Origin of the sequence: Flavobacterium inviolabile (assembly GCF_013389455.1) — a bacterium.
GTDB lineage: Bacteria > Bacteroidota > Bacteroidia > Flavobacteriales > Flavobacteriaceae > Flavobacterium > Flavobacterium inviolabile.
The window spans coordinates 1,267,586-1,289,114 of the sequence record NZ_CP058278.1 but is presented as its reverse complement, the minus strand read 5'-3'; the positions used below and the strand labels follow the sequence as shown (position 1 = coordinate 1,289,114).

Below are 21,529 nucleotides of genomic sequence, written 5' to 3'. Positions count from 1 at the left end.
ATAAAAGCGACCTAAGACATGAAGAATTTATATATCACTTTAAGTTTTGTGATCGCCAGTTCGACACTATCGGCACAAAACAAAGACACCAAAAACGCAGACAGACTCTTTAACCGTTTTGAGTATGTGGACGCGGCAAGCGAATACCTCAAACTGGTAGACAAAGGAAAAGCAGACGGTTATGTATACAAACAACTGGCCGATAGCTACTACAATGTATTCAACGCTGCCGAAGCCAGTAAATGGTATGCCAAGGCCCTGACCGAAAAACAGGATGCCGAGACCTATTACCGCTATGCACAGATGCTTAAAGCAGACGGAAAATATGAAGAAGCGAACAAACAGCTGCAGAAGTTTGCCAATATGGCACCAAACGATCAGCGTGCGGTAGCTTTCAAACAAAACCCGAACTATCTGCCTAAGCTGAATGAAAAAGCAAAATCCTTCGACATCAAATCATTGGATATTAACAGCGACAAGTCCGATTTCGGAGCCATGTTAAGCAACGACAATACCCTGTATTTTGCCTCGGCCCGTAATACCTCCCGTAAAACCTACGGTTGGAACGAACAGCCTTACCTGGACCTGTACAGTGCGGTATACAACGCCGATGGTACTTTCAGCCAGCCAACAGCTGTGGAAGGGGTAAACACCAAGTTCCATGACGGACCGGCAAGCATCAGTGCAGACGGAAACACCATGTACCTGGCCAGTGAGAGTTTTAACGAAGGCTTGTTTGAAAAAGACAAGGCTCAGAAGTTAAAGTTCGGACAGGTGGCACTTTTCAAATCGGTTAAAGCCGATGGAAAATGGAGCAAACCAACGCCGCTGCCTTTTAACAGCAAAGACTACTCGACCAGCAATCCGAGTTTAAGCAAAGATGGCAAAACATTATACTTCTCTTCCAACATGCCCGGATCTGTAGGGGGTGTGGATATCTGGAAAGTAAGTGTGAATGCCGATGGCTCTTTCGGAACTCCGGAGAACTTAGGCAAGAAGATCAATACCGAAGGAAACGAGAGTTTCCCGTTTATTACCGATGAGAACAAATTGTATTTCTCTTCCGATGCCCGTCAGGGATTCGGAGGCATGGATGTTTATGTGATCGATCTTAACAAAGGAACCGAGGCTGCCAATGTGGGCAAACCGGTAAACTCTGAAAAAGACGATTTCGCATTCAGCTTCAATACCGCTAAAAACATCGGGTTTGTATCCAGTAACCGTGGCGGGGTAGACAACATCTACAGTGCCACTCCGGTATGTGGGGTGGAAGTGGTTTCTTTAGTGAGAGATGCTAAAACAGGTTCTAAATTATCAGGAGCCCGCGTAGCGATCTTAGACGAGAAGAACAACATCATCGCTACCAAAACAACGGCGGCAGACGGAACAGTATCTTACGATGTGGAGTGTGACAAAGCCTACACCCTTCAGGTAGCCAAAGACGGTTATGAGAGCAATAACTTCCCGGTGAGTAAAACAAGAGGCGGTATTGTTAATATCAATGCCGACTTACAGCCGATCGATGTAATTGTAACCGAAACCGAGATCATCCTGAATGATATTTACTTCGAATACGACAAGAGCAACATCACCCAACAAGGGGCTTTTGAGTTAGACAAACTGGTTCAGGTAATGAAAAACAACCCGGCTATGGTGATCATGGTGAAATCCCATACCGATAGCAGAGGTAGCGATCAGTACAACATGAACCTGTCCGACAGAAGAGCAAAATCAACCGTTCAGTACATTATCTCTAAAGGAATCGCGAAAGACAAAATATCCGGTAAAGGATATGGTGAAAGCGAGCCGAAAGTAAACTGTGGCGAAAATTGCACCGAAGAGGAATATGCGAAAAACAGAAGATCTGAATTCTTAATTGTTAAGAAATAAAGAATATAACAATTTAACAATAACTAAAGAGCAACCCTACAGGTTGCTCTTTTTTTGTGAATTTTAACATACAATGTTAAGTAATTGCTAATTTTATTTTATATTTGGGGATTAAACTTATCAAAAAATCATAGAATTAATTATGAAAAAAATTACTTTATTAATTTTTATGTCATTATTGAGTTTTGTGGGCTATTCACAGGTTTTTCCTGAAGGCTTTGAAGGTGTTTTTCCACCAACAAGTGCATCAGGAACGTGGGCAGTTACTCATAATGGCGTAGGAACAGGACCATCAGATACAAATTTATGGGTCCGCAGCGGGCCAAATTCAGCCACTTCTCCTCCTCACACAGGACAATATGCTGCCTCTGTAGAAAGGATCAATGTTGGGATGGGAGTTACCGAAGAAGATTGGTTAATTTCCCCGAAGGTAACTGTTCCGGCTAATGGTCAGTTACGTTTTTATGCACAACAAGGACGTGCCGGAGATCAGGGATCAAAACTACAGATCCGTGTATCTACAATTGTTACTGCAGGAACACAAACAACTCTTGCGAACTTTACTACACAAATAGTGGAGTTAACAGAGCCTCAAATATCTCCTAATGCAGGAGTATATGCTGAACAGGTGATTAACTTAACACCGCTTGTAGCAGCAAATCAGGAGGTATACATTGCTTTTGTAAGAGTGTATACACAACCTACAGCTGCTGTAGGAGGTGACAGATTTATCATTGACGATATTAATTTAGTTCAACAATGTTTAGATCCTACTAATGGTGTTGCAAACGCGATTACGACTTCTACCGCTACTTTATCATGGACCAACCCAAGTGGTTCTACCAACTGGGAAATTGAAGTAGTACCTTCTGCTTCTCCATTAACAGGCGTAGGAACAGCAATAACAACAAATCCATATAATGCAATCAATTTAACGCCTGGAACTGTTTACCAGTACCGCGTGCGTTCGAAATGTACAGGAGGTCCTACTGATGTATTCAGTAACTGGGCCGGACCTTTTTACTTTACAACCAATTCATTAGGTCAGACCTGTGCTGCCCCGATTGTAATTAACAGCTTACCGTACTCTACTACGGACAATACCGCTAACTACGGAAACCATATAACAACCAGTCAGGGTACTACAGGTTGTGGTACAACTACAAATTATATGACCGGTAATGATGTAGTATATGCTTATACTGCTGCCACTACAGGAATCATCGATATTTCAATGACACCTACTGCAACCTATTCGGGTATTTTCGTTTACAACAACTGTGCGAATATCGGAACAAGCTGTTTAGCAGGTGTGGGTAACTCCGGTACTACTGTTCGTAACATTACGAACTTTGCAGTAACCGCAGGTACAACTTACTATTTTGTTATTTCAACAAATTCAACTCCTGTATCTACAGGATATACTTTAGTTATCCAACAGGTAAACTGTGCACCTCCGGGAGCTTTGGCAGTTTCAGGAATAACAATGACTCAGGCTAACCTGAGCTGGTCAAACCCTTCTTCTGCTACAGAATGGCAGGTTGTGGTTCAGGCATTAGGAGCAGGAATCCCAACCGGAACAGGAACAACTGTTACCGGTACACCGGCTTATACAGCTACTACAACTGTTACAGGAACTCCTTTGGCTTCCGGAACAGATTACGAATATTATGTAAGAGCGAAATGTGCTGACGGATCATTCAGTCAATGGTCCGGACCTAAGCCTTTTAAAACGTTACCAAACTATTGTGGAGGAGATCATTTCTTCGATACAGGAGGACTTAACGGTGACTATGCTAACAATGAAAATGTAACGACAACGATCTGCCCGGTTAACCCTACAGATATGGTTACCGTAACATTTAACAATTTCAACACGGAATCCGGTTATGATTTCCTAAGAGTTTACCAGGGAACAGGAACAGCAGGAACGTTATTAGGAACCTATTCAGGAGCTTTAACAGGTGCTAACTTACCAGGACCTTTTGAATCGGCTCCGGGTGCTTGTTTAACATTTGTATTTACTTCAGACGGAAGTGGAATTCGTCCGGGATGGGATGCTACCGTAACTTGTGCGGCACCTCCAACATGTCCGAAGCCAACTACCGTAAATGTTACCAATCCGACAATGAACTCGGCTCAGGTTTCATGGGTTGAAACAGGAACAGCTACAAGCTGGGAAGTTATGGCAGTACCGGCAGGAACTCCATCTCCAAACACAAACCCTATTCCGGGAACGGCTATTACTGCAATTACCAATACTCCATCTCCGTATGTACTGAACGGTTTAAGTTCGGCTACAAGCTATGACTTCTATGTAAGAGCTATTTGTAGTCCAACAGATAAGAGTACATGGTCAGGACCAAGAACGACAAAAACATTACCAAACTACTGTGCCGGAGATCATTTTTATGATACAGGAGGCGCCAGTGGTGACTATTCAAACGGTGAAAACGTAACTACTGTTATTTGCCCAGTAAATCCAACGGATATTGTTACCGTACAATTCAACAGTTTTAATACTGAAGCAAATTACGACTTCTTAAGAGTTTATGAAGGAAACGGAACAACAGGAACGTTATTAGGAACATTTACCGGTGATTTAACAGCTAACTTGCCTGGTCCTTTTGAATCGGCAACTCCGGGAGCATGTTTAACATTCGTGTTTACTTCCGATGGAAGTGCTGTTCGTGCCGGATGGGACGCTACAGTAACCTGCGGACCAGTACCAACATGTCCTAAGCCTAAAAACTTAACGGCTACAGGTATTACTCAAACTACTGCCAACCTTGGATGGACAGAAATGGGAACTGCAACACAATGGGAAGTTATTGTACTTCCTGCCGGTTCACCTGCACCACTACCAGGAGCAACAGGAACTATTGTTAACACACCTCCGCCATATACTTACGGACCGTTAACACCTGGTACTCAGTTTGATTTCTACGTAAGAGCTATTTGTAGCGCAAGTGATATCAGCGCATGGTCTATTAAAGGAACTTTTGCTACTTTAATTGCGAATGACGAATGTGCCAACGCTATTCACGTACCGGTAAATGAAGACTCTCTTTGCGGACAAACCACTCCGGGAACGCTTATTGGCGCAACAGCCTCTACAACACCGAATACCTGTACAGGCGGTACGCCGGATGACGACGTATGGTTTGAATTTACAGCTACTCATACACAGCACTATATTGCATTATTAAATACAACATCGACAGGATTAAACGCTGCAAACTTATACCACACGGTATATCAGGGTGACCAGTGCGGAAACTTAACACAATTATATTGTAGTGATCCAAACAACAGTTTGGCAAACAACTTAGTTCCGGGACAAACCTATAAAATCCGTGTGTACAGTAATGCTTCAGGACCACAAAACATTACATTTAATCTTTGTGTAGGAACTGTTATTACTTGTGCCGATGCTCAGGCATTCTGTGCAAACAACACGTCTCCATCAATTACTTTCCCAGGATCTATCGGGGTACCGAACTTAGGAAACGTAGCTTGTTTGAGCACAACTCCAAATCCAACCTGGTACTTCTTACAAGTACAACAATCCGGTAACTTAAACTTCCAGATTTCACAAACAAGTACAACCGGAGCTGGAATTGACGTTGACTTTATCGCTTACGGACCATTTGCTTCACCTACAGCTGCCTGTACAAATTTAGGTTCAAACGTAGGTTGTAGTTATAGTACTGCCTCTGTTGAAAACTTCAGTATCAACAATGCAGTTGCAGGACAATACTATATGGTTATGATCACGAACTTTAATGGTAGTGCCGGTAATATTACATTTGCTCAAACGAACCAGGGACAACCAGGAGCAGGATCGACAAACTGTGATATCGTTTGTACGGTAGACTTAGGTCCTGATAAGATTCTTTGTGGGGCAACATCTTACACTTTAGATTCCGGTATTGTTAACGCAACAACCTATACATGGTCTAAAGGAGGATTTGTTATTCCTGGAGCAACCGGTCAGACATTAACCGTTACAGAATCCGGAGAATATACTGTTGTAGTTACAAAACCATCATGTTCAAACAATCCAACGGATAGCGTTAACATCACTTTCGGACCTTCTGTTACAGCTACTTCGCCTCCAGACTATAAAGTGTGTGACGATGTGAGTAACGACGGAATTGCCGATTTTGATTTAAGTACATTAACAAGTCAGGTTTTAGCAGGTTTAAATACTTCATTTACCTATAATGTATCTTACCATGCAACTTTAGCTGATGCTAACGGTAATATTGCGCCAATCAGCTCAACAACGCCGTTTACAAGTGCTTCACAAACTATCTATATTAGAGTGGAAGGTGCTAATGCTGCAACTTGTTTTGGTGTGGTTCCTGTTAATCTGGTTGTAAAACCATCTCCAACAACAACTATGCCTGCAACATATTCAACATGTGGTACACCTGTAACTATTGTGGGAACACCTACAAATTACAATGTAGCTGATGCAACATATGTATGGTCACTTGGCGGAAACGTTATTGCTGGTGAAACATCAAATCAAATAACCGTTTCTCAAGCAGGTACCTATACTTTAGAAGTTACCTTAAACGGATGTGTGAACACAGTACAAACTGTATTAACAAACGACAACGTTACAGTAACGGCACCAAACGATGCTACTGCATGTAACTCTTATACATTACCTGCTTTAACAATTGGTAATTACTATACTGGATCTGGTGGAACCGGAACAATGCTAAATGCAGGTGATCTGATTACTACTACGCAAACAATTTATGTATACTTACAGTCTGCTACAAATCCAAGTTGTACTGCTGAAGATAGTTTTGATGTAACCATCACAACAACAATCACAGCTCCGGTAATACCAAATCAAACAGTATGTAACAGCTACCTATTACAGCCGTTACCATCTTATGCAAATTATTACACTGGAACAGGCGGTACCGGAACTATGCTAACAGCTGGTTCATCAGTAACAACTTCGCAGACTATTTATGTTTATGCTAAATCTGGTACAGCTCCAAACTTCTGTACAGACGAAAGCAGCTTCATAGTAACAATACAAACTGCAACCGCTGATGCTCCTGCAAACACTTCTGCTTGTGGAACGTATGTATTACCAGCATTGTCTGCTAATAACAACTACTACACCGGAACAGGTGGAACAGGAACAATGTATGTAGCTGGCAACAATATTAATACTACAACTACATTATATGTATACACGCAAACATCAGCCGGATGTACTGCTGAGAATAGCTTCACTATCACGATCTACAACGCGCCTCAGGCGGCAACATTACCAAATGTTACTGTAGAATGTGGAGGCTTTACATTACCAGCATTACCAGCAGGAAACGTTTATTACACCGGACCTAATGCAACTGGAAGCCAATTAACTGCCGGAAGCATTGTTTCCATAACTCAAACAATCTACATTTATGCAGTGACAGGTTCTGGCGCTACAATCTGTAGTGATGAAAGTAGTTTTGAAGTTACAACTTCATGTATAATCCCTAAAGGTATTTCACCAAACGGCGACGGACTGAATGACACATTTGATCTATCTACTTTTGATGTTGAGAAATTAAGCATCTTCAACCGTTATGGAACAGAAGTCTTCAAACACGGAGCGGGTTACACCAATCAGTGGTTCGGACAATCCAATGGCGGAAATGAACTACCAGACGGTACTTACTTCTATGTTATAGAATTAAAAGGCAGCGAGACTAAAACAGGTTGGATTTATATCAACAGAGAGAAATAAGTAGTAACTATTTTAATAAAGCAGCTGTTCACCTTATTGTGAACAGCGCTTTATTCCACAAAAATTACACCAATGAAGAAAATATATTTGACCGCCTTTTTAGCCTTTATCGGTTTATATGAGGCCTCAGCACAACAAGATCCGCATTATACACAATACATGTATAATATGAACGTCATCAACCCTGCTTATGCAGGTTCTAAAGAAAGCCTTTCCGGAGGATTGCTATACCGTAAACAATGGGTAGATCTGGACGGAGCTCCTTCAACGGCAACCTTCGCGGCCAGCAGCCCGGTGGGTAAGAATGTCGGATTGGGACTTTCGGTGATCTCCGATAAGATAGGACCGGTAAAAGAAAACAACGTATATGCCGATTTCTCCTATACCCTGAACCTGGGCGGAGAACACAAACTGGCTTTAGGGATCAAGGCCGGAGCAACCTTTCATAAGATCGGATTGTTCGACCAGATCGGTAACGGGTTCGTGCCCGATGCCAATGACCCGGCATTTGCTCAAAACACCAGCCGTACCTTCTTTAACGTAGGAAGCGGGATCTTCTATTATACCAATAAGTATTACATGGCCCTTTCGGTTCCCAATATGCTAAGCAATACCTACCTGGATTATGACGGAAAGAAATTCGGTTCCGACAAACAACATTACTTCTTAACTGGGGGATATGTATTTGATTTGAACGAAAACCTGAAATTCAAACCGTTCTTCTTAGTTAAGTCGGCTTTCGATGCACCGGTATCCCTGGATGTGTCTACCAACTTCCTGTTTTATGATAAATTCGAAATCGGAGCTACCTATCGTTTGGATGATTCCTTCGGAGCAATGGTTAATTATGCTATCACTCCGGGACTTCGAATCGGATATGCTTACGACCATATCGTATCCGACCTGAAAGTAACCACACCTTCTTCTCACGAAGTGATCCTTCTTTTTGATGTGAACTTCTCTAAGAAAGTGTCCCGATCTCCAAGATATTTCTAATATAAAAGCGACCTAAGACATGAAGAATTTATATATCACTTTAAGTTTTGTGATCGCCAGTTCGACACTATCGGCACAAAACAAAGACACCAAAAACGCAGACAGACTCTTTAACCGTTTTGAGTATGTGGACGCGGCAAGCGAATACCTCAAACTGGTAGACAAAGGAAAAGCAGACGGTTATGTATACAAACAACTGGCCGATAGCTACTACAATGTATTCAACGCTGCCGAAGCCAGTAAATGGTATGCCAAGGCCCTGACCGAAAAACAGGATGCCGAGACCTATTACCGCTATGCACAGATGCTTAAAGCAGACGGAAAATATGAAGAAGCGAACAAACAGCTGCAGAAGTTTGCCAATATGGCACCAAACGATCAGCGTGCGGTAGCTTTCAAACAAAACCCGAACTATCTGCCTAAGCTGAATGAAAAAGCAAAATCCTTCGACATCAAATCATTGGATATTAACAGCGACAAGTCCGATTTCGGAGCCATGTTAAGCAACGACAATACCCTGTATTTTGCCTCGGCCCGTAATACCTCCCGTAAAACCTACGGTTGGAACGAACAGCCTTACCTGGACCTGTACAGTGCGGTATACAACGCCGATGGTACTTTCAGCCAGCCAACAGCTGTGGAAGGGGTAAACACCAAGTTCCATGACGGACCGGCAAGCATCAGTGCAGACGGAAACACCATGTACCTGGCCAGTGAGAGTTTTAACGAAGGCTTGTTTGAAAAAGACAAGGCTCAGAAGTTAAAGTTCGGACAGGTGGCACTTTTCAAATCGGTTAAAGCCGATGGAAAATGGAGCAAACCAACGCCGCTGCCTTTTAACAGCAAAGACTACTCGACCAGCAATCCGAGTTTAAGCAAAGATGGCAAAACATTATACTTCTCTTCCAACATGCCCGGATCTGTAGGGGGTGTGGATATCTGGAAAGTAAGTGTGAATGCCGATGGCTCTTTCGGAACTCCGGAGAACTTAGGCAAGAAGATCAATACCGAAGGAAACGAGAGTTTCCCGTTTATTACCGATGAGAACAAATTGTATTTCTCTTCCGATGCCCGTCAGGGATTCGGAGGCATGGATGTTTATGTGATCGATCTTAACAAAGGAACCGAGGCTGCCAATGTGGGCAAACCGGTAAACTCTGAAAAAGACGATTTCGCATTCAGCTTCAATACCGCTAAAAACATCGGGTTTGTATCCAGTAACCGTGGCGGGGTAGACAACATCTACAGTGCCACTCCGGTATGTGGGGTGGAAGTGGTTTCTTTAGTGAGAGATGCTAAAACAGGTTCTAAATTATCAGGAGCCCGCGTAGCGATCTTAGACGAGAAGAACAACATCATCGCTACCAAAACAACGGCGGCAGACGGAACAGTATCTTACGATGTGGAGTGTGACAAAGCCTACACCCTTCAGGTAGCCAAAGACGGTTATGAGAGCAATAACTTCCCGGTGAGTAAAACAAGAGGCGGTATTGTTAATATCAATGCCGACTTACAGCCGATCGATGTAATTGTAACCGAAACCGAGATCATCCTGAATGATATTTACTTCGAATACGACAAGAGCAACATCACCCAACAAGGGGCTTTTGAGTTAGACAAACTGGTTCAGGTAATGAAAAACAACCCGGCTATGGTGATCATGGTGAAATCCCATACCGATAGCAGAGGTAGCGATCAGTACAACATGAACCTGTCCGACAGAAGAGCAAAATCAACCGTTCAGTACATTATCTCTAAAGGAATCGCGAAAGACAAAATATCCGGTAAAGGATATGGCGAAAGCGAGCCGAAAGTGAACTGTGGCGAGAATTGCACCGAAGAGGAATATGCGAAAAACAGAAGATCTGAATTCTTAATTGTTAAGAAATAAGATTCCTTCTTCATCAAATAAGAAAAGGGCGGTCAGATGACCGCCCTTTTTGTTTGCGTTAACCGCAAAAAAAAGCCCCGATAAATCGGGGCTTTTTTTATATTATGATACTGCTTTTAATCGCTGTAAAAGGTTTTTATCTAAAGAATGCTCTGCATAGGCTTTATCGATATGCAAGGTTTTCTCGTCTGAGCTTGGCAAATCATACATCGCATCTGTCAGTATGGCTTCACAAAGAGAACGCAGTCCTCTTGCTCCCAATTTGTATTCTAAAGCTTTATCTACAATAAAATCCAAAGCTTCATCAGCAACAGAGAATTCCACATCATCCATAGCAAACAGCTTTTTATATTGCTTTACTAAGGCGTTTTTAGGTTCTGTTAAGATCGCTCTTAAGGTTTCTCTATCCAACGGATCCATGTGTGTTAAAACCGGTAAACGTCCGATAATTTCCGGAATCAGTCCGAAGTCTTTAATATCCTTTGGTATGATATACTGCAACAGATTTTCTTTATCAATCTGATCGGCACTTTTTGAAGAGCTATACCCTACTGCCTGGCGGTTTAATCGTTTTGAAATTACTCTTTCAATACCGTCAAATGCCCCTCCGGCAATAAAAAGGATATTTTGTGTATTTACCTCAACAAATTTCTGATCCGGGTGCTTTCTTCCACCTTTAGGCGGAACATTTACCACAGTTCCTTCCAGCAGCTTCAATAAGGCCTGTTGTACGCCTTCTCCCGAAACATCTCTGGTAATGGAAGGATTATCACTTTTTCGTGCAATCTTATCAATCTCGTCAATAAAAACAATTCCTCTTTCTGCTTTTGCCACATCATAATCGGCTGCCTGCAGTAAACGGGTCAGGATGCTTTCAACATCTTCCCCAACATAACCCGCTTCGGTTAAAACAGTAGCATCCACAATAGCCAACGGAACGTTTAACATTTTGGCAATGGTTTTTGCCACTAATGTTTTCCCGGTTCCGGTTTGACCTACCATAATGATATTACTCTTTTCGATTTCAACCTCATCATCCGCCTGCTTTTGCAACAAACGCTTGTAGTGATTATAAACCGCTACAGACAAGACTTTTTTAGTCTGGTCCTGACCAATAACATACTGGTCCAAAAAGGCGCGGATTTCCTTTGGCTTACTCAAAACCAAATCGGCCAGTAATCCGGAATTCTCGCTTTGTTTTAACTCTTCTAAAACAATTCCATGCGCCTGCTCAATACATCTGTCACAGATGTGGGCATTGATGCCGGCGATTAATAAATTTGTTTCTGGCTTTTTTCTTCCACAAAAAGAACACTCTAATACTTCTTTAGCCATTTTTATATACTTAAATAGAAAGATGCCTTTCTGCAAGGCACCTTTAACTAAAATTATCCTCTCATTAATACTTCATCAATCATACCGTAGTCTTTTGCTTCCTGAGCAATCATCCAATAGTCACGGTCACTGTCATGATGTACTTTATCCATCGGTTGTTTGGCATGCTTAGAGATAATCTCATACAATTCCGTTTTTAATTTCAAAATCTCTCTGGTTGTGATTTCGATATCGGAAGCCTGTCCCTGAGCACCTCCTAACGGCTGGTGGATCATGACTCTTGAGTGTGGTAAAGCAGAACGCTTTCCGTCTGCTCCTGCACATAATAAAACAGCTCCCATAGAAGCGGCAATACCCGTACAGATCGTGGCTACATCCGGTTTGATAAACTGCATGGTATCGTAAATCCCTAATCCGGCATAAACACCTCCTCCCGGAGAGTTAATATAGATACTGATATCTTTGGAAGCATCAACGCTTTCCAGGAATAACAGCTGTGCCTGAATGATGTTTGCAACATAATCGTCAATTCCGGTACCCAGAAAAATAATTCTGTCCATCATTAAACGGGAAAACACATCCATAGAAGCAACATTCAATTGACGTTCTTCTATGATATAAGGGGTCATACTACTTACAATTTTATCATAGTACATACTGTTTATACCGTGATGTTTAGTAGCATATTTTTCAAATTCTTTTCCGTAATTCATAGTAATTATTTTTGTTTATAATTAAAAAAGAACGTCAGACTTTTTTAGTCTGACGTTCAAATATACTTATTTTTTACGAAAGATTATTCTCCGTACATTTCTTTAATAAAGTCTTGGTAAGAAACTTCTTTAACTTTCGCTGTAACCTTTTCTTTGAAAAGATTTAACAGCTTTTCGCTCATTACCTGCTCAGAAAGACGTTTCACTTCTTCCTGGTTAGACAATACTCTGGCAACGATATTTTCAACATCTGCATCAGAAGGATCCATTTGTCCGAATTGTGCCATTTGCTTCTTGATCAGATCAGAAGTGAATGCTTTTAAATCTTCAAAAGTGATTTGTAAGTTGTTTTGAACCAAAACTTTACTTTCGATCAACTGGTAACGTAATCCGTTTTCCGATTTAGTGTATTCTTCTTCTGCCTGCTCCGGTGATAACGGGTTCTCTCCTACTGTTTGAATCCATTTTTTAAGGAAATCAGCCGGTAATTCAAATTTTGTATTCTCAATTAAGAATTCTGTTACATCATTAAGGAATTTCTGATCTGCCTGAGTTGCAAATTGTTTTTCAGCATCCTCTTTGATTTTCTCTTTTAATTGCTCAACAGAAGTTACTTTTCCTTCCCCGAATAATTTATCGAATAATTCCTGTGTTAATTCTGCTTTCTCAGTAGTGTTTACTTCTTCGATTGTGAAGTTAACTTCAATATCCAAACCGTGAACGTCATCGTGAGACACTTTCAGATAATCCATTAATTTGTGATCGTCATCAAATAAACCTTTAGTGCTTAATGCAATTACATCACCTGCTTTTTTACCGATAAATTTCTTGATCGTTTTTTTGTCTTTGAAAATATCAAGGGTAATATTCACAGAATTGTTAATTCCTTTTTCTTCATTTGAAAAAGTTCCTCTTAAATCATCTCCTTCTTCAACTTTCTCTTTAGAAACTAATTTACCGTATTGTTTTTGGATACGCTCCACTTGCTCATCAAGCATTGGCTCATCCACAACGATATTGAATTTTGTGATTTTGTTTTTGGCACCCAAGTCAACTGTAAAGTCTGGCGCAAGACCTAATTCGAATTCGAATTTGTAGTCTTCAGTATCCCAGTCAAAATCTTCTGTAACTTTAGGTAACGGGTTTCCAAGAATATCTAACTTCTCTTCAACCAAATAATTATTTAATGAATTTTGCAACAATTTATTTACTTCATCAAGAAGAACCGCTTTTCCATATTGTTTTTGAATCAAACTCATTGGTACAGCTCCTTTTCTAAATCCAGGAATACTAGCATTTTTGCGATAATCTGCTAAAACTTTTTCAACCTGACCAGCATAATCTTCTTTAGTAACTTCAACCGTTACAATCGCATTTAATGCATCAACATTGTTTCTTGTAATATTCATTATTCTATTTTTTTACATACTAAAATTGGGTTGCAAAATTATATATTTTTTACAACCCAACCAAGTTTTTAACTTATTGTATCTCAATAAGCTAAAATTTTATCCTATAATTTTACTTTATCTGTTTTAGTCTTTGACAAAAATATTCAATATCCACTGGCAAACCGACAGTACAATACTAAAAAGCAGGGCACTGATAAATGATTTCACTTCGAAGCCATCGATAAGATAATCACAGATCAGAATAATTACCGCGTTTATAACCAGCAAAAACAATCCCAATGTGATTACCGTGACCGGCAGGGTAAAAAACACCAGTATCGGCTTAAAAAATGTGTTTAACAATCCCAATACCACCGCCACTATAAGCGCTGTTTTAATGCTGTCTACAGTTATACCCGGTAAAAAGTTTGCAATCACCACCACCAATATAGTGGTAATCAAAAGTCTAATCAGTAAATTCATACTATCGCGTTTTATTTAATGTTATAAAAATACAAAAAAAGCGCTGAAAATTCAGCGCTTTTAGATACTATAGTAAATCACTTTTTAATTTGATGTCAGAATAGTAGCACCAGGATATGTTCCTGCACTTACTAAAGGTAACTTCGCATTATAATGTGAATTAATCACTTTCAGTACTTCGTTTGCAATAACGGCATATCCTCTTGCATTAGGGTGCACCCCGTCTAAAGAGAACAATACTGTATTTACGGTAGCGGTACTAAAATAGTTTGCCGTATAAATTTGTCCGTCTTCCACACGCAATCCGCTAACCAATTGGTTCATGATTGCGTTCATATCGGCAACTGCCAGGTTTTTAGATTGTGCAGCAGCAACAATAATAGCGTTGAAATCGGATGTAGCAGCAGCAATAGCCGCTTTTTCAGATGGAATCAGTACGTGTTTATCTTCTAACGGATAGGTAATACCGTATTTATCCAGTGGTGCAGGAACACCGGCCGGAGCAGTTCCGATAGCCGTTCTTGTGGTTAACAATACCAAATCGTCTTTTGTAGTTTGTCTTGCCTGACCGAAAACCTGACCATAGAAGGCCGCTGTAGCAGCTCCCAACGATGGCGTGAACGCAGCCGTTAGCTGTGCCGAAAGGTTTGGCAATGTTTCATCTTTTATTAATAACGGATTCGCTCCGGTAGCGGTTAACAGGTTAATTCTTGTACCCGCTCCAAAAGCCGTTAAGGCTTGTTTTAACGGACTGTACAATAATGTGTTCAGCTGCTGAACAGCACCTGCTCCGGTTGGATCCGGCGCACTGGCCAATGCAGCCGCAGTTATCGGGTTATAAGGTACTGTTGTAAAGAACGGAATAGCCGTAACCGATGGAATAGTCGCTACAACTCCTTTGGCTCCACCCGCCGTTAACTGCGCAATGATACCGTTATAGGAAGCTGAGAATACTGCTGATGGTGTAATATCGGCAGCACCGGTTCCTGAAGTTGTTCCAACACCTCCGTTAGTTGCATATCCCAATACATCGTTATTACCAATCCAGTTGGTAAAGAATGTCGGGTTTTTAGTCATTGCATCACCAATAACTGTAGAAGCCGGTGTAATGGCATGACGTACAAAATAAGGATTTGCAGTACCCGCCGCTAAATTGGCGATATTACCATATCCAGGCAACATTAAGTGAAATGTTTTCGCACCCGGAACTCCCATATTATTATATGCTTTTGCCTGTAAAGTAGACGGACTCACATTGATGGATGATGTTCCCGCAATATTCTGAGGACCACCCACAGCCGTATTGATAATTAATCTCGTAGGGAATGCGTTTGCAACAGCACTTGGAAACGGAGCACCATTGATCAATAGTCCGCCAAGATTGTTCACATCTTCTTCATAAGAAGGCTGTGTAAATTCGCCACCGCCCACAACAGCAAACTGATGTGCTAAAATGTTCGGGAAAGAATATTGCTGCCCGACTCTTGAAACGGTTCCGTCCATATATCCGGAAGTCAACGAGTTTCCAATAGCCACATAAGAACTGAAATTGGCATCACCAGCAGAATAACTCTGATTGCTTACTTCGTTCTCAAATTCAGGATCACAAGACATTAGCCCTAACGAAGCTAAAACTGCAAAGTATATATATTTATTTTTCATTTTTATCCTATTAAAAAGTTAGAAGCTGTATGTTATACCTAAACCTGGTGAAAATACAGAAGATTTATATGTTCCGCCGAAACTAACATTGTTATCAGCTCCTTCTGTATAATGATCGTAGCTGTTATTAACTTCATCAAAATGCAGGTAAAGGAACGAAACATCAACACCGAATTTTTTACCGATCTGGTACGTTAAACCTCCGGTATAGCCCATAGAACTGTTTCTTGGTGTTTCCGGTGCAAAATAACCGTCCTGAACCGGGCTTTCATCATGGTACCAACCGGCTCTGAAAGTGAACTTTTCATTGGCTTTATATTGTGCTCCCACTCTGTAAGTCGTCGCATCTTTATAATTTCTCGGATTAACAGAAGTCGGTGCTCCGTTTGCAAACTCAACAACCAAAGCTTTATAAGCGCTCCACATGGCTCTGTTGATATCAAAAGCCAATAAAAATTTATCAGTAACCTGGTAAGACAATCCAGCGGTTAACTCAGCCGGTAAAGGTAAATCGGCATTAAACTTTGTATTGTAAAGCGTTCCCTGCAGAAAAGTAGGAATCTCATTAAAGGTAGCATCACCATCTCTGGCTTCCATTACGATTTTAGAACGATAGTTCACCCCTAATCGCATTTTTTTAGTTGGATTAAACATAAAACCAACGTTATAACCCCATCCTGATATTCCTTTAGCATCTAAAGTAACATCCGGGCGGTTCCCGTTTGCATCTGTGATATTATCCCCTCTGAAAAGGTTTCTGTTAAATTCAACAGATCCGTTTACATAAATAGGTCCACCACCAACACTAAAATATTCATTTACTTTTAAGGAAATTGTAGGCTGCACATAAATTGATTTCAAATCAATTTTATTAACCAAATGAGCACCTTCCCAATCTTTATCCCAGGCTACTTCACTTCCGTAAGGAGAGTAAACCGCAACTCCGGCAGTAAGCCAGTCTGTTATTCTATAAGAAGCATAAACATTGAAAGGCGTTCCCGTATTTGTAGTTGAAGCTTTCCAGTTATAAGTCTCATTTTGAAATTTCGTTTTTGCAGTAAGAATATTAGCGCCAACGGACAAATTGAATCGATCTTTCAAAAATGACATTCCCGCAGGATTAAAGAACATTACCTCTGCACTATTCACAACGGCAACTCCTGTATGTCCCATTGCCAATTGTTTCTGACCTTGAAGACTCACACGATATCCACCTGCAAATGCACTCGATGAAGCCAAGGCTAACAATGTTAAAGATAGCAGTTTTCTCATAAGTTAAAAATGTGTTAGTTTTATTTGTTTATATTCAAATCTTGAATATATCAAATTTATAACAAAATATGGATTTTACAATTTTTTTAAGAAAAATATTATGCACTCATAATATTTCTTTGCTTAAATTGTGAACCTTATAAATTTAACCTTTTATAAATGATTTTACTGCTGTAAAAAATGCTGCCGGATTTTCGGCATGCAGCCAGTGTCCTGTATTTTCAATTGTTTCTACCTGTGCTTTCGGAAAGTGATGACGGATCCCTTCAAAATCTTCATCCTTAATATAACCGGATTTCCCGCCTCTTAAAAAAAGAACCGGCCGATCAAAATGATTACCCTGCGGCAGTGCCTCTCCGATCACTTCCTGGTTTTTTATAAAAACATCCAGATTGAAGCGGAACGCCAGCTGACCGGGTTCTTTCCAATACAGATTTTTAAGCAGAAACTGCCGGGTTCCGAGATCGTCAATATATTGCCCTAAAATTGTTTCCACTTCGCCTCTGCCTGGTTTCGTTGTAAAGTCAACCGCATTCAGTCCCGCCAAAATTTCCTGGTGATGCGGGGCATACCGCCGGGGACCGATATCTGCCACGATAAGCTTGTCTACCATTTCCGGATGTGTGGTTGCAAAAAGCATAACCACTTTCCCGCCCATGGAATGTCCCAGCAAATCAATTTTGGTTAACTGGTGCTCGCGGCAATATTCATAAATATCATCTGCCATAACAGCATAACTAAACACATCCGAATGAAAACTCTTTCCATGATTTCGCATATCCAGCAAATGCACCTGATAGCCTTCCTGTGCAAACTGTGTTCCCAGAGATTTCCAGTTATCGGACATTCCCAGAAAACCGTGAACAATTAAAAGCGGTTTCCCTTCTCCTTCTATTCTTGAATACAATGCCATTATTTCATTCTTTGTAAGTACATATTAACCACATTCTCCAATCCCAGATACAGGGATTCCGAAATTAAGGCATGTCCGATGGAAACCTCTAACAATCCGGGAATGTTTTCTTTAAAAAACTTGATATTGTCCAGACTCAGATCGTGTCCGGCATTAACACCAAGCTGCAGTTCGTTTGCCAGCGTTGCCGCAGCCACATACGGTTCAATACCTTTTTTATTCCCCAAACCATATTCGTGGGCAAATGCTTCCGTGTACAACTCGATCCTGTCGGCTCCGGTTTCTTTCGCTCCTTCAATCATTCCCAATACCGGATCTACGAAAACAGACGTACGGATTCCGTTTTGCTTAAATTCCTGAATGATCTCCTGTAAAAAGCTTTTGTGTTTCAGCGTGTCCCAACCGGCATTGGACGTCAGGGCATCATCAGCATCCGGTACTAAAGTTACCTGCGTTGGTTTTGTTTCCAGCACCAGATCCATAAACTTCTTCACCGGATTCCCTTCAATATTATATTCTGTATATACAACCGGAACCAGATCCCTTGCATCCTGGTAACGGATATGTCTTTCATCTGGCCGGGGATGTATCGTGATTCCCTGTCCTCCGAATTTTTGAATATCTTTTGCTACTTGTATCAAATCCGGCACATTACCGCCGCGTGAATTGCGTAAAGTCGCTATTTTATTGATATTTACAGAGAGTTTTGTCATAATCAAACTATTTTCTCACAAAAATACAAAGTATAATTAAGCTATAATATCCTAATTTTTGATTATTTTGCATTCGATTAAAGAAAAGAATATCATGACTGAAATCGCTGACTACATCATTAAAGAAATCAACCCCCTTAAAATAGACGAAACCATTGAGACGGCTCAGGATTTATTTCTTGAATTCCCGTACAGTCACTTTCCTGTTGTTGAAAACGACACCTACATAGGGTGCATTGGTGCTCATGATGTGGAATTATTAGACCACGACCGGAAAATTGGCGAATTCCGTTATACCTTTGAACGTTTTTTCGTCAGAAAAGACACGATATGGCTGGATGTACTGGAAGTTTTCGCTAAAAACGAAGCAAACCTGGTTCCGGTTCTGGATGAAGACAACAATTATTTAGGGTATTATGAAATGGACGACATTATCCGTTTCTTCCATGAAACGCCTTTTTTAAGAGAAGAAGGCGGCATACTGATTGTTGAAAAAGGAACAGCCGATTACAGCATGAGCGAAATCACGCAGATCATCGAAACCAACAATGCCCGGATCCTGGGTCTTTTTATTTCGAAAGCCGATTTAGACAAAGTGCAGGTTACGATTAAAATAAGCCTTGGAGGCCTTAATGAAATTATACAGACATTTCGTCGTTATAATTATGAAATTGTTTCCGAACATCAGGAAGATGCCTATCTGAATAATTTAAAAGACCGTTCCGATTATCTGGACAAATACTTAAACATATAACGTTTTCAATCAACATAAAGCGTATGAAACTAGCACTTTACGGACAATACTACCAGAAAAACACCGAAGAAATTATCAATAAAGTATTTGATGTTTTTAAAAACTACGAAACAGAGGTGGTTTTTGAAGCGAATTTTCATACCATTCTATTGGAAAAAGGAATCCTGGATAAAGCCTACCCTACCTTTTCCAACCACACCCAGCTGGACAGTACTTTTGATTTTTTCATCAGTATTGGTGGTGACGGAACGATGCTGAGAGCCGCAACTTTTGTAAAAAGCAAAAACATTCCGATTGTAGGTATCAATGCCGGACGCCTTGGTTTTTTGGCAAACGTACAACAGGATGCCATCGGGAACCTGTTACCGCTTTTATTTGAAGGCAATTACAAAATTTCACAACGGGCACTTTTAAGCCTGGAATGCTATCCGGAAGAGTGCAATATTTACGACCTGAATTTTGCCTTAAACGAGATAACCGTATCCCGGAAAGACACCACCTCAATGATCACGATTGAAACCTGTCTGAACGGAGAATACCTGACGTCCTATTGGGCCGACGGTTTAATCATTTCCACACCTACCGGATCAACCGGTTATTCTCTGAGCTGCGGCGGACCGGTTATTACCCCGGATGTAAAATGCATCATCATTACCCCGATTGCACCACACAACTTAAATGTAAGACCGCTTATCATATCAGACGACACCGCTATCCGCCTGAAAGTTTCCAGCAGGGAACCACAGTTTCTGGTTTCACTGGATTCCGGAACAAAAGCAATAGACAACGAAACGGAAATCCACATCAGCAAAGCACCGTTTACCATTAATATGGTAGAATTCCCGGAAGAAGGTTTCCTGAAAACCCTGCGCAACAAATTGCTGTGGGGAGAAGACAAACGAAATTAATGGTTTTTATAACGCCTCATTATACTATAAACATCATAAAATCGTTCTATTGTTCTAATGCATGATTACGGATTATCAAAAAATAATTGAAAATCCGAGTAATTAAATGGTTTAGAAATCAATATTATTATATTTGCACACTATTTTAGAAAAATGAGTCGAATCCTTATTGTTTTTTTACTGGTATTCTCTGCCACAACTTCGCAAGCTCAGATTAATGAGTTGGGAGTCTTTTTAGGCGGAACCAACTATGTGGGAGATGTGGGACCAACAAGCTATATTGCTCCTAAAGACTTCGGTTTTGGTATTTTATACAAATGGAACCGAAGCACCAGACATGCCTACAGAATTTCCTATACTCAGGGAAAAATAAGCTCCAGCGATGCCGATTCCAAAGTATCCGGCAGAAAAGACAGAGGCTATAGCTTTGAAAATTCTGTAAAAGAATTATCTTTAGCCCTTGAATTCAATTTCTTTGATTTTGATTTACACAATTCAGGACCCTTAACAACTCCGTATATTGCTACCGGAGTGAGTTTTTTCCGATATGATGAATTGTATATTATAAACGGTAGAACCCGAACAGACGATTCAAGAAATGCCATGGCTATACCTATTATTGCCGGGATAAAAACAAGATTAACAGACAATCTTATTCTTGGATTTGAAGTCGGAGCGCGTTATACTTTCACCGATAATTTAGATGGAAGTAACCCAAGGAATGATCAATATAAAAAATTACAATTTGGTAATTTAAACAGTAATGATTGGTATGTATTTTCCGGAGTTACCTTAACGTATACTTTTGGTCAAAACCCATGCTTTTGTGCAGAATAAATAA

Annotated in this window: 15 protein-coding genes; 7 read left to right on the top strand and 8 right to left on the bottom strand. The window is 40.7% G+C overall.

Going from position 1 to position 21,529, the window contains the following annotated elements:
- Positions 1-18 precede the first annotated feature (18 nt).
- The 4 genes from HW120_RS05670 (at position 19) to HW120_RS05655 (ending at position 10,544) form a co-directional block, all read left to right on the top strand.
- The gene (locus HW120_RS05670) at positions 19-1,890 is read left to right on the top strand and encodes an OmpA family protein (RefSeq protein ID WP_177731814.1); all 1,872 of its coding nucleotides are present in this window, start codon (positions 19-21) and stop codon (positions 1,888-1,890) included.
- A gap of 142 nt (positions 1,891-2,032) precedes the next feature.
- Positions 2,033-7,657 (top strand): fibronectin type III domain-containing protein, encoded by a 5,625-nt coding sequence (locus HW120_RS05665; protein WP_177731817.1) that lies wholly within the window; start codon positions 2,033-2,035, stop codon positions 7,655-7,657.
- A gap of 72 nt (positions 7,658-7,729) precedes the next feature.
- On the top strand, positions 7,730-8,653 hold the full coding sequence (locus tag HW120_RS05660; RefSeq protein WP_177731041.1) for a PorP/SprF family type IX secretion system membrane protein: 924 nt from the start codon (positions 7,730-7,732) through the stop codon (positions 8,651-8,653).
- Positions 8,654-8,672: 19 nt separating this feature from the next.
- Positions 8,673-10,544 (top strand): OmpA family protein, encoded by a 1,872-nt coding sequence (locus tag HW120_RS05655; protein ID WP_177731814.1) that lies wholly within the window; start codon positions 8,673-8,675, stop codon positions 10,542-10,544.
- Between the two features lie 102 nt (positions 10,545-10,646).
- On the opposite strand, the gene clpX is transcribed toward HW120_RS05655, so the two are convergent.
- The 8 genes from clpX to HW120_RS05615 all read right to left on the bottom strand — a co-directional run bounded on the left by clpX (position 10,647) and on the right by HW120_RS05615 (position 19,026).
- On the bottom strand, positions 10,647-11,879 hold the full coding sequence (gene clpX, locus HW120_RS05650; protein ID WP_177731811.1) for an ATP-dependent Clp protease ATP-binding subunit ClpX: 1,233 nt from the start codon (positions 11,877-11,879) through the stop codon (positions 10,647-10,649).
- Positions 11,880-11,932: 53 nt separating this feature from the next.
- Positions 11,933-12,592 (bottom strand): ATP-dependent Clp endopeptidase proteolytic subunit ClpP, encoded by a 660-nt coding sequence (gene clpP / locus HW120_RS05645; RefSeq protein WP_177731808.1) that lies wholly within the window; start codon positions 12,590-12,592, stop codon positions 11,933-11,935.
- An 83-nt stretch (positions 12,593-12,675) separates the two neighbouring features.
- The gene (gene tig / locus HW120_RS05640; protein ID WP_177731805.1) at positions 12,676-14,001 is read right to left on the bottom strand and encodes a trigger factor; all 1,326 of its coding nucleotides are present in this window, start codon (positions 13,999-14,001) and stop codon (positions 12,676-12,678) included.
- 126 nt (positions 14,002-14,127) lie between these two features.
- Positions 14,128-14,466, bottom strand: coding sequence for a phage holin family protein (locus HW120_RS05635; protein WP_177731802.1), 339 nt, complete (start codon positions 14,464-14,466; stop codon positions 14,128-14,130).
- A gap of 84 nt (positions 14,467-14,550) precedes the next feature.
- Positions 14,551-16,128 carry an SGNH/GDSL hydrolase family protein gene (locus HW120_RS05630; protein ID WP_177731799.1) on the bottom strand — a complete coding sequence of 526 codons (1,578 nt, stop codon included), beginning with the start codon at positions 16,126-16,128 and terminating at the stop codon, positions 14,551-14,553.
- 18 nt (positions 16,129-16,146) lie between these two features.
- The gene (locus tag HW120_RS05625) at positions 16,147-17,400 is read right to left on the bottom strand and encodes an OmpP1/FadL family transporter (RefSeq protein ID WP_177731796.1); all 1,254 of its coding nucleotides are present in this window, start codon (positions 17,398-17,400) and stop codon (positions 16,147-16,149) included.
- 145 nt (positions 17,401-17,545) lie between these two features.
- Positions 17,546-18,313, bottom strand: coding sequence for an alpha/beta fold hydrolase (locus tag HW120_RS05620; protein WP_177731793.1), 768 nt, complete (start codon positions 18,311-18,313; stop codon positions 17,546-17,548).
- The gene (locus HW120_RS05615; protein WP_177731790.1) at positions 18,313-19,026 is read right to left on the bottom strand and encodes a pyridoxine 5'-phosphate synthase; all 714 of its coding nucleotides are present in this window, start codon (positions 19,024-19,026) and stop codon (positions 18,313-18,315) included. The genes HW120_RS05620 and HW120_RS05615 overlap by 1 nt, the downstream gene beginning before the upstream one ends.
- Positions 19,027-19,120: 94 nt before the next feature.
- Here HW120_RS05615 and HW120_RS05610 point away from each other — a divergent pair, with 94 nt between their 5' ends.
- The 3 genes from HW120_RS05610 (at position 19,121) to porG (ending at position 21,525) form a co-directional block, all read left to right on the top strand.
- Positions 19,121-19,780, top strand: a complete 660-nt coding sequence (locus tag HW120_RS05610) for a CBS domain-containing protein (protein WP_177731788.1) — start codon at positions 19,121-19,123, stop codon at positions 19,778-19,780.
- Positions 19,781-19,803: 23 nt separating this feature from the next.
- Complete coding sequence (locus HW120_RS05605) at positions 19,804-20,688, top strand: NAD kinase (RefSeq protein ID WP_177731784.1); 885 nt, start codon at positions 19,804-19,806, stop codon at positions 20,686-20,688.
- 153 nt (positions 20,689-20,841) lie between these two features.
- On the top strand, positions 20,842-21,525 hold the full coding sequence (gene porG, locus HW120_RS05600) for a type IX secretion system protein PorG (protein ID WP_177731781.1): 684 nt from the start codon (positions 20,842-20,844) through the stop codon (positions 21,523-21,525).
- The last annotated feature ends 4 nt before the right edge of the window (positions 21,526-21,529 follow it).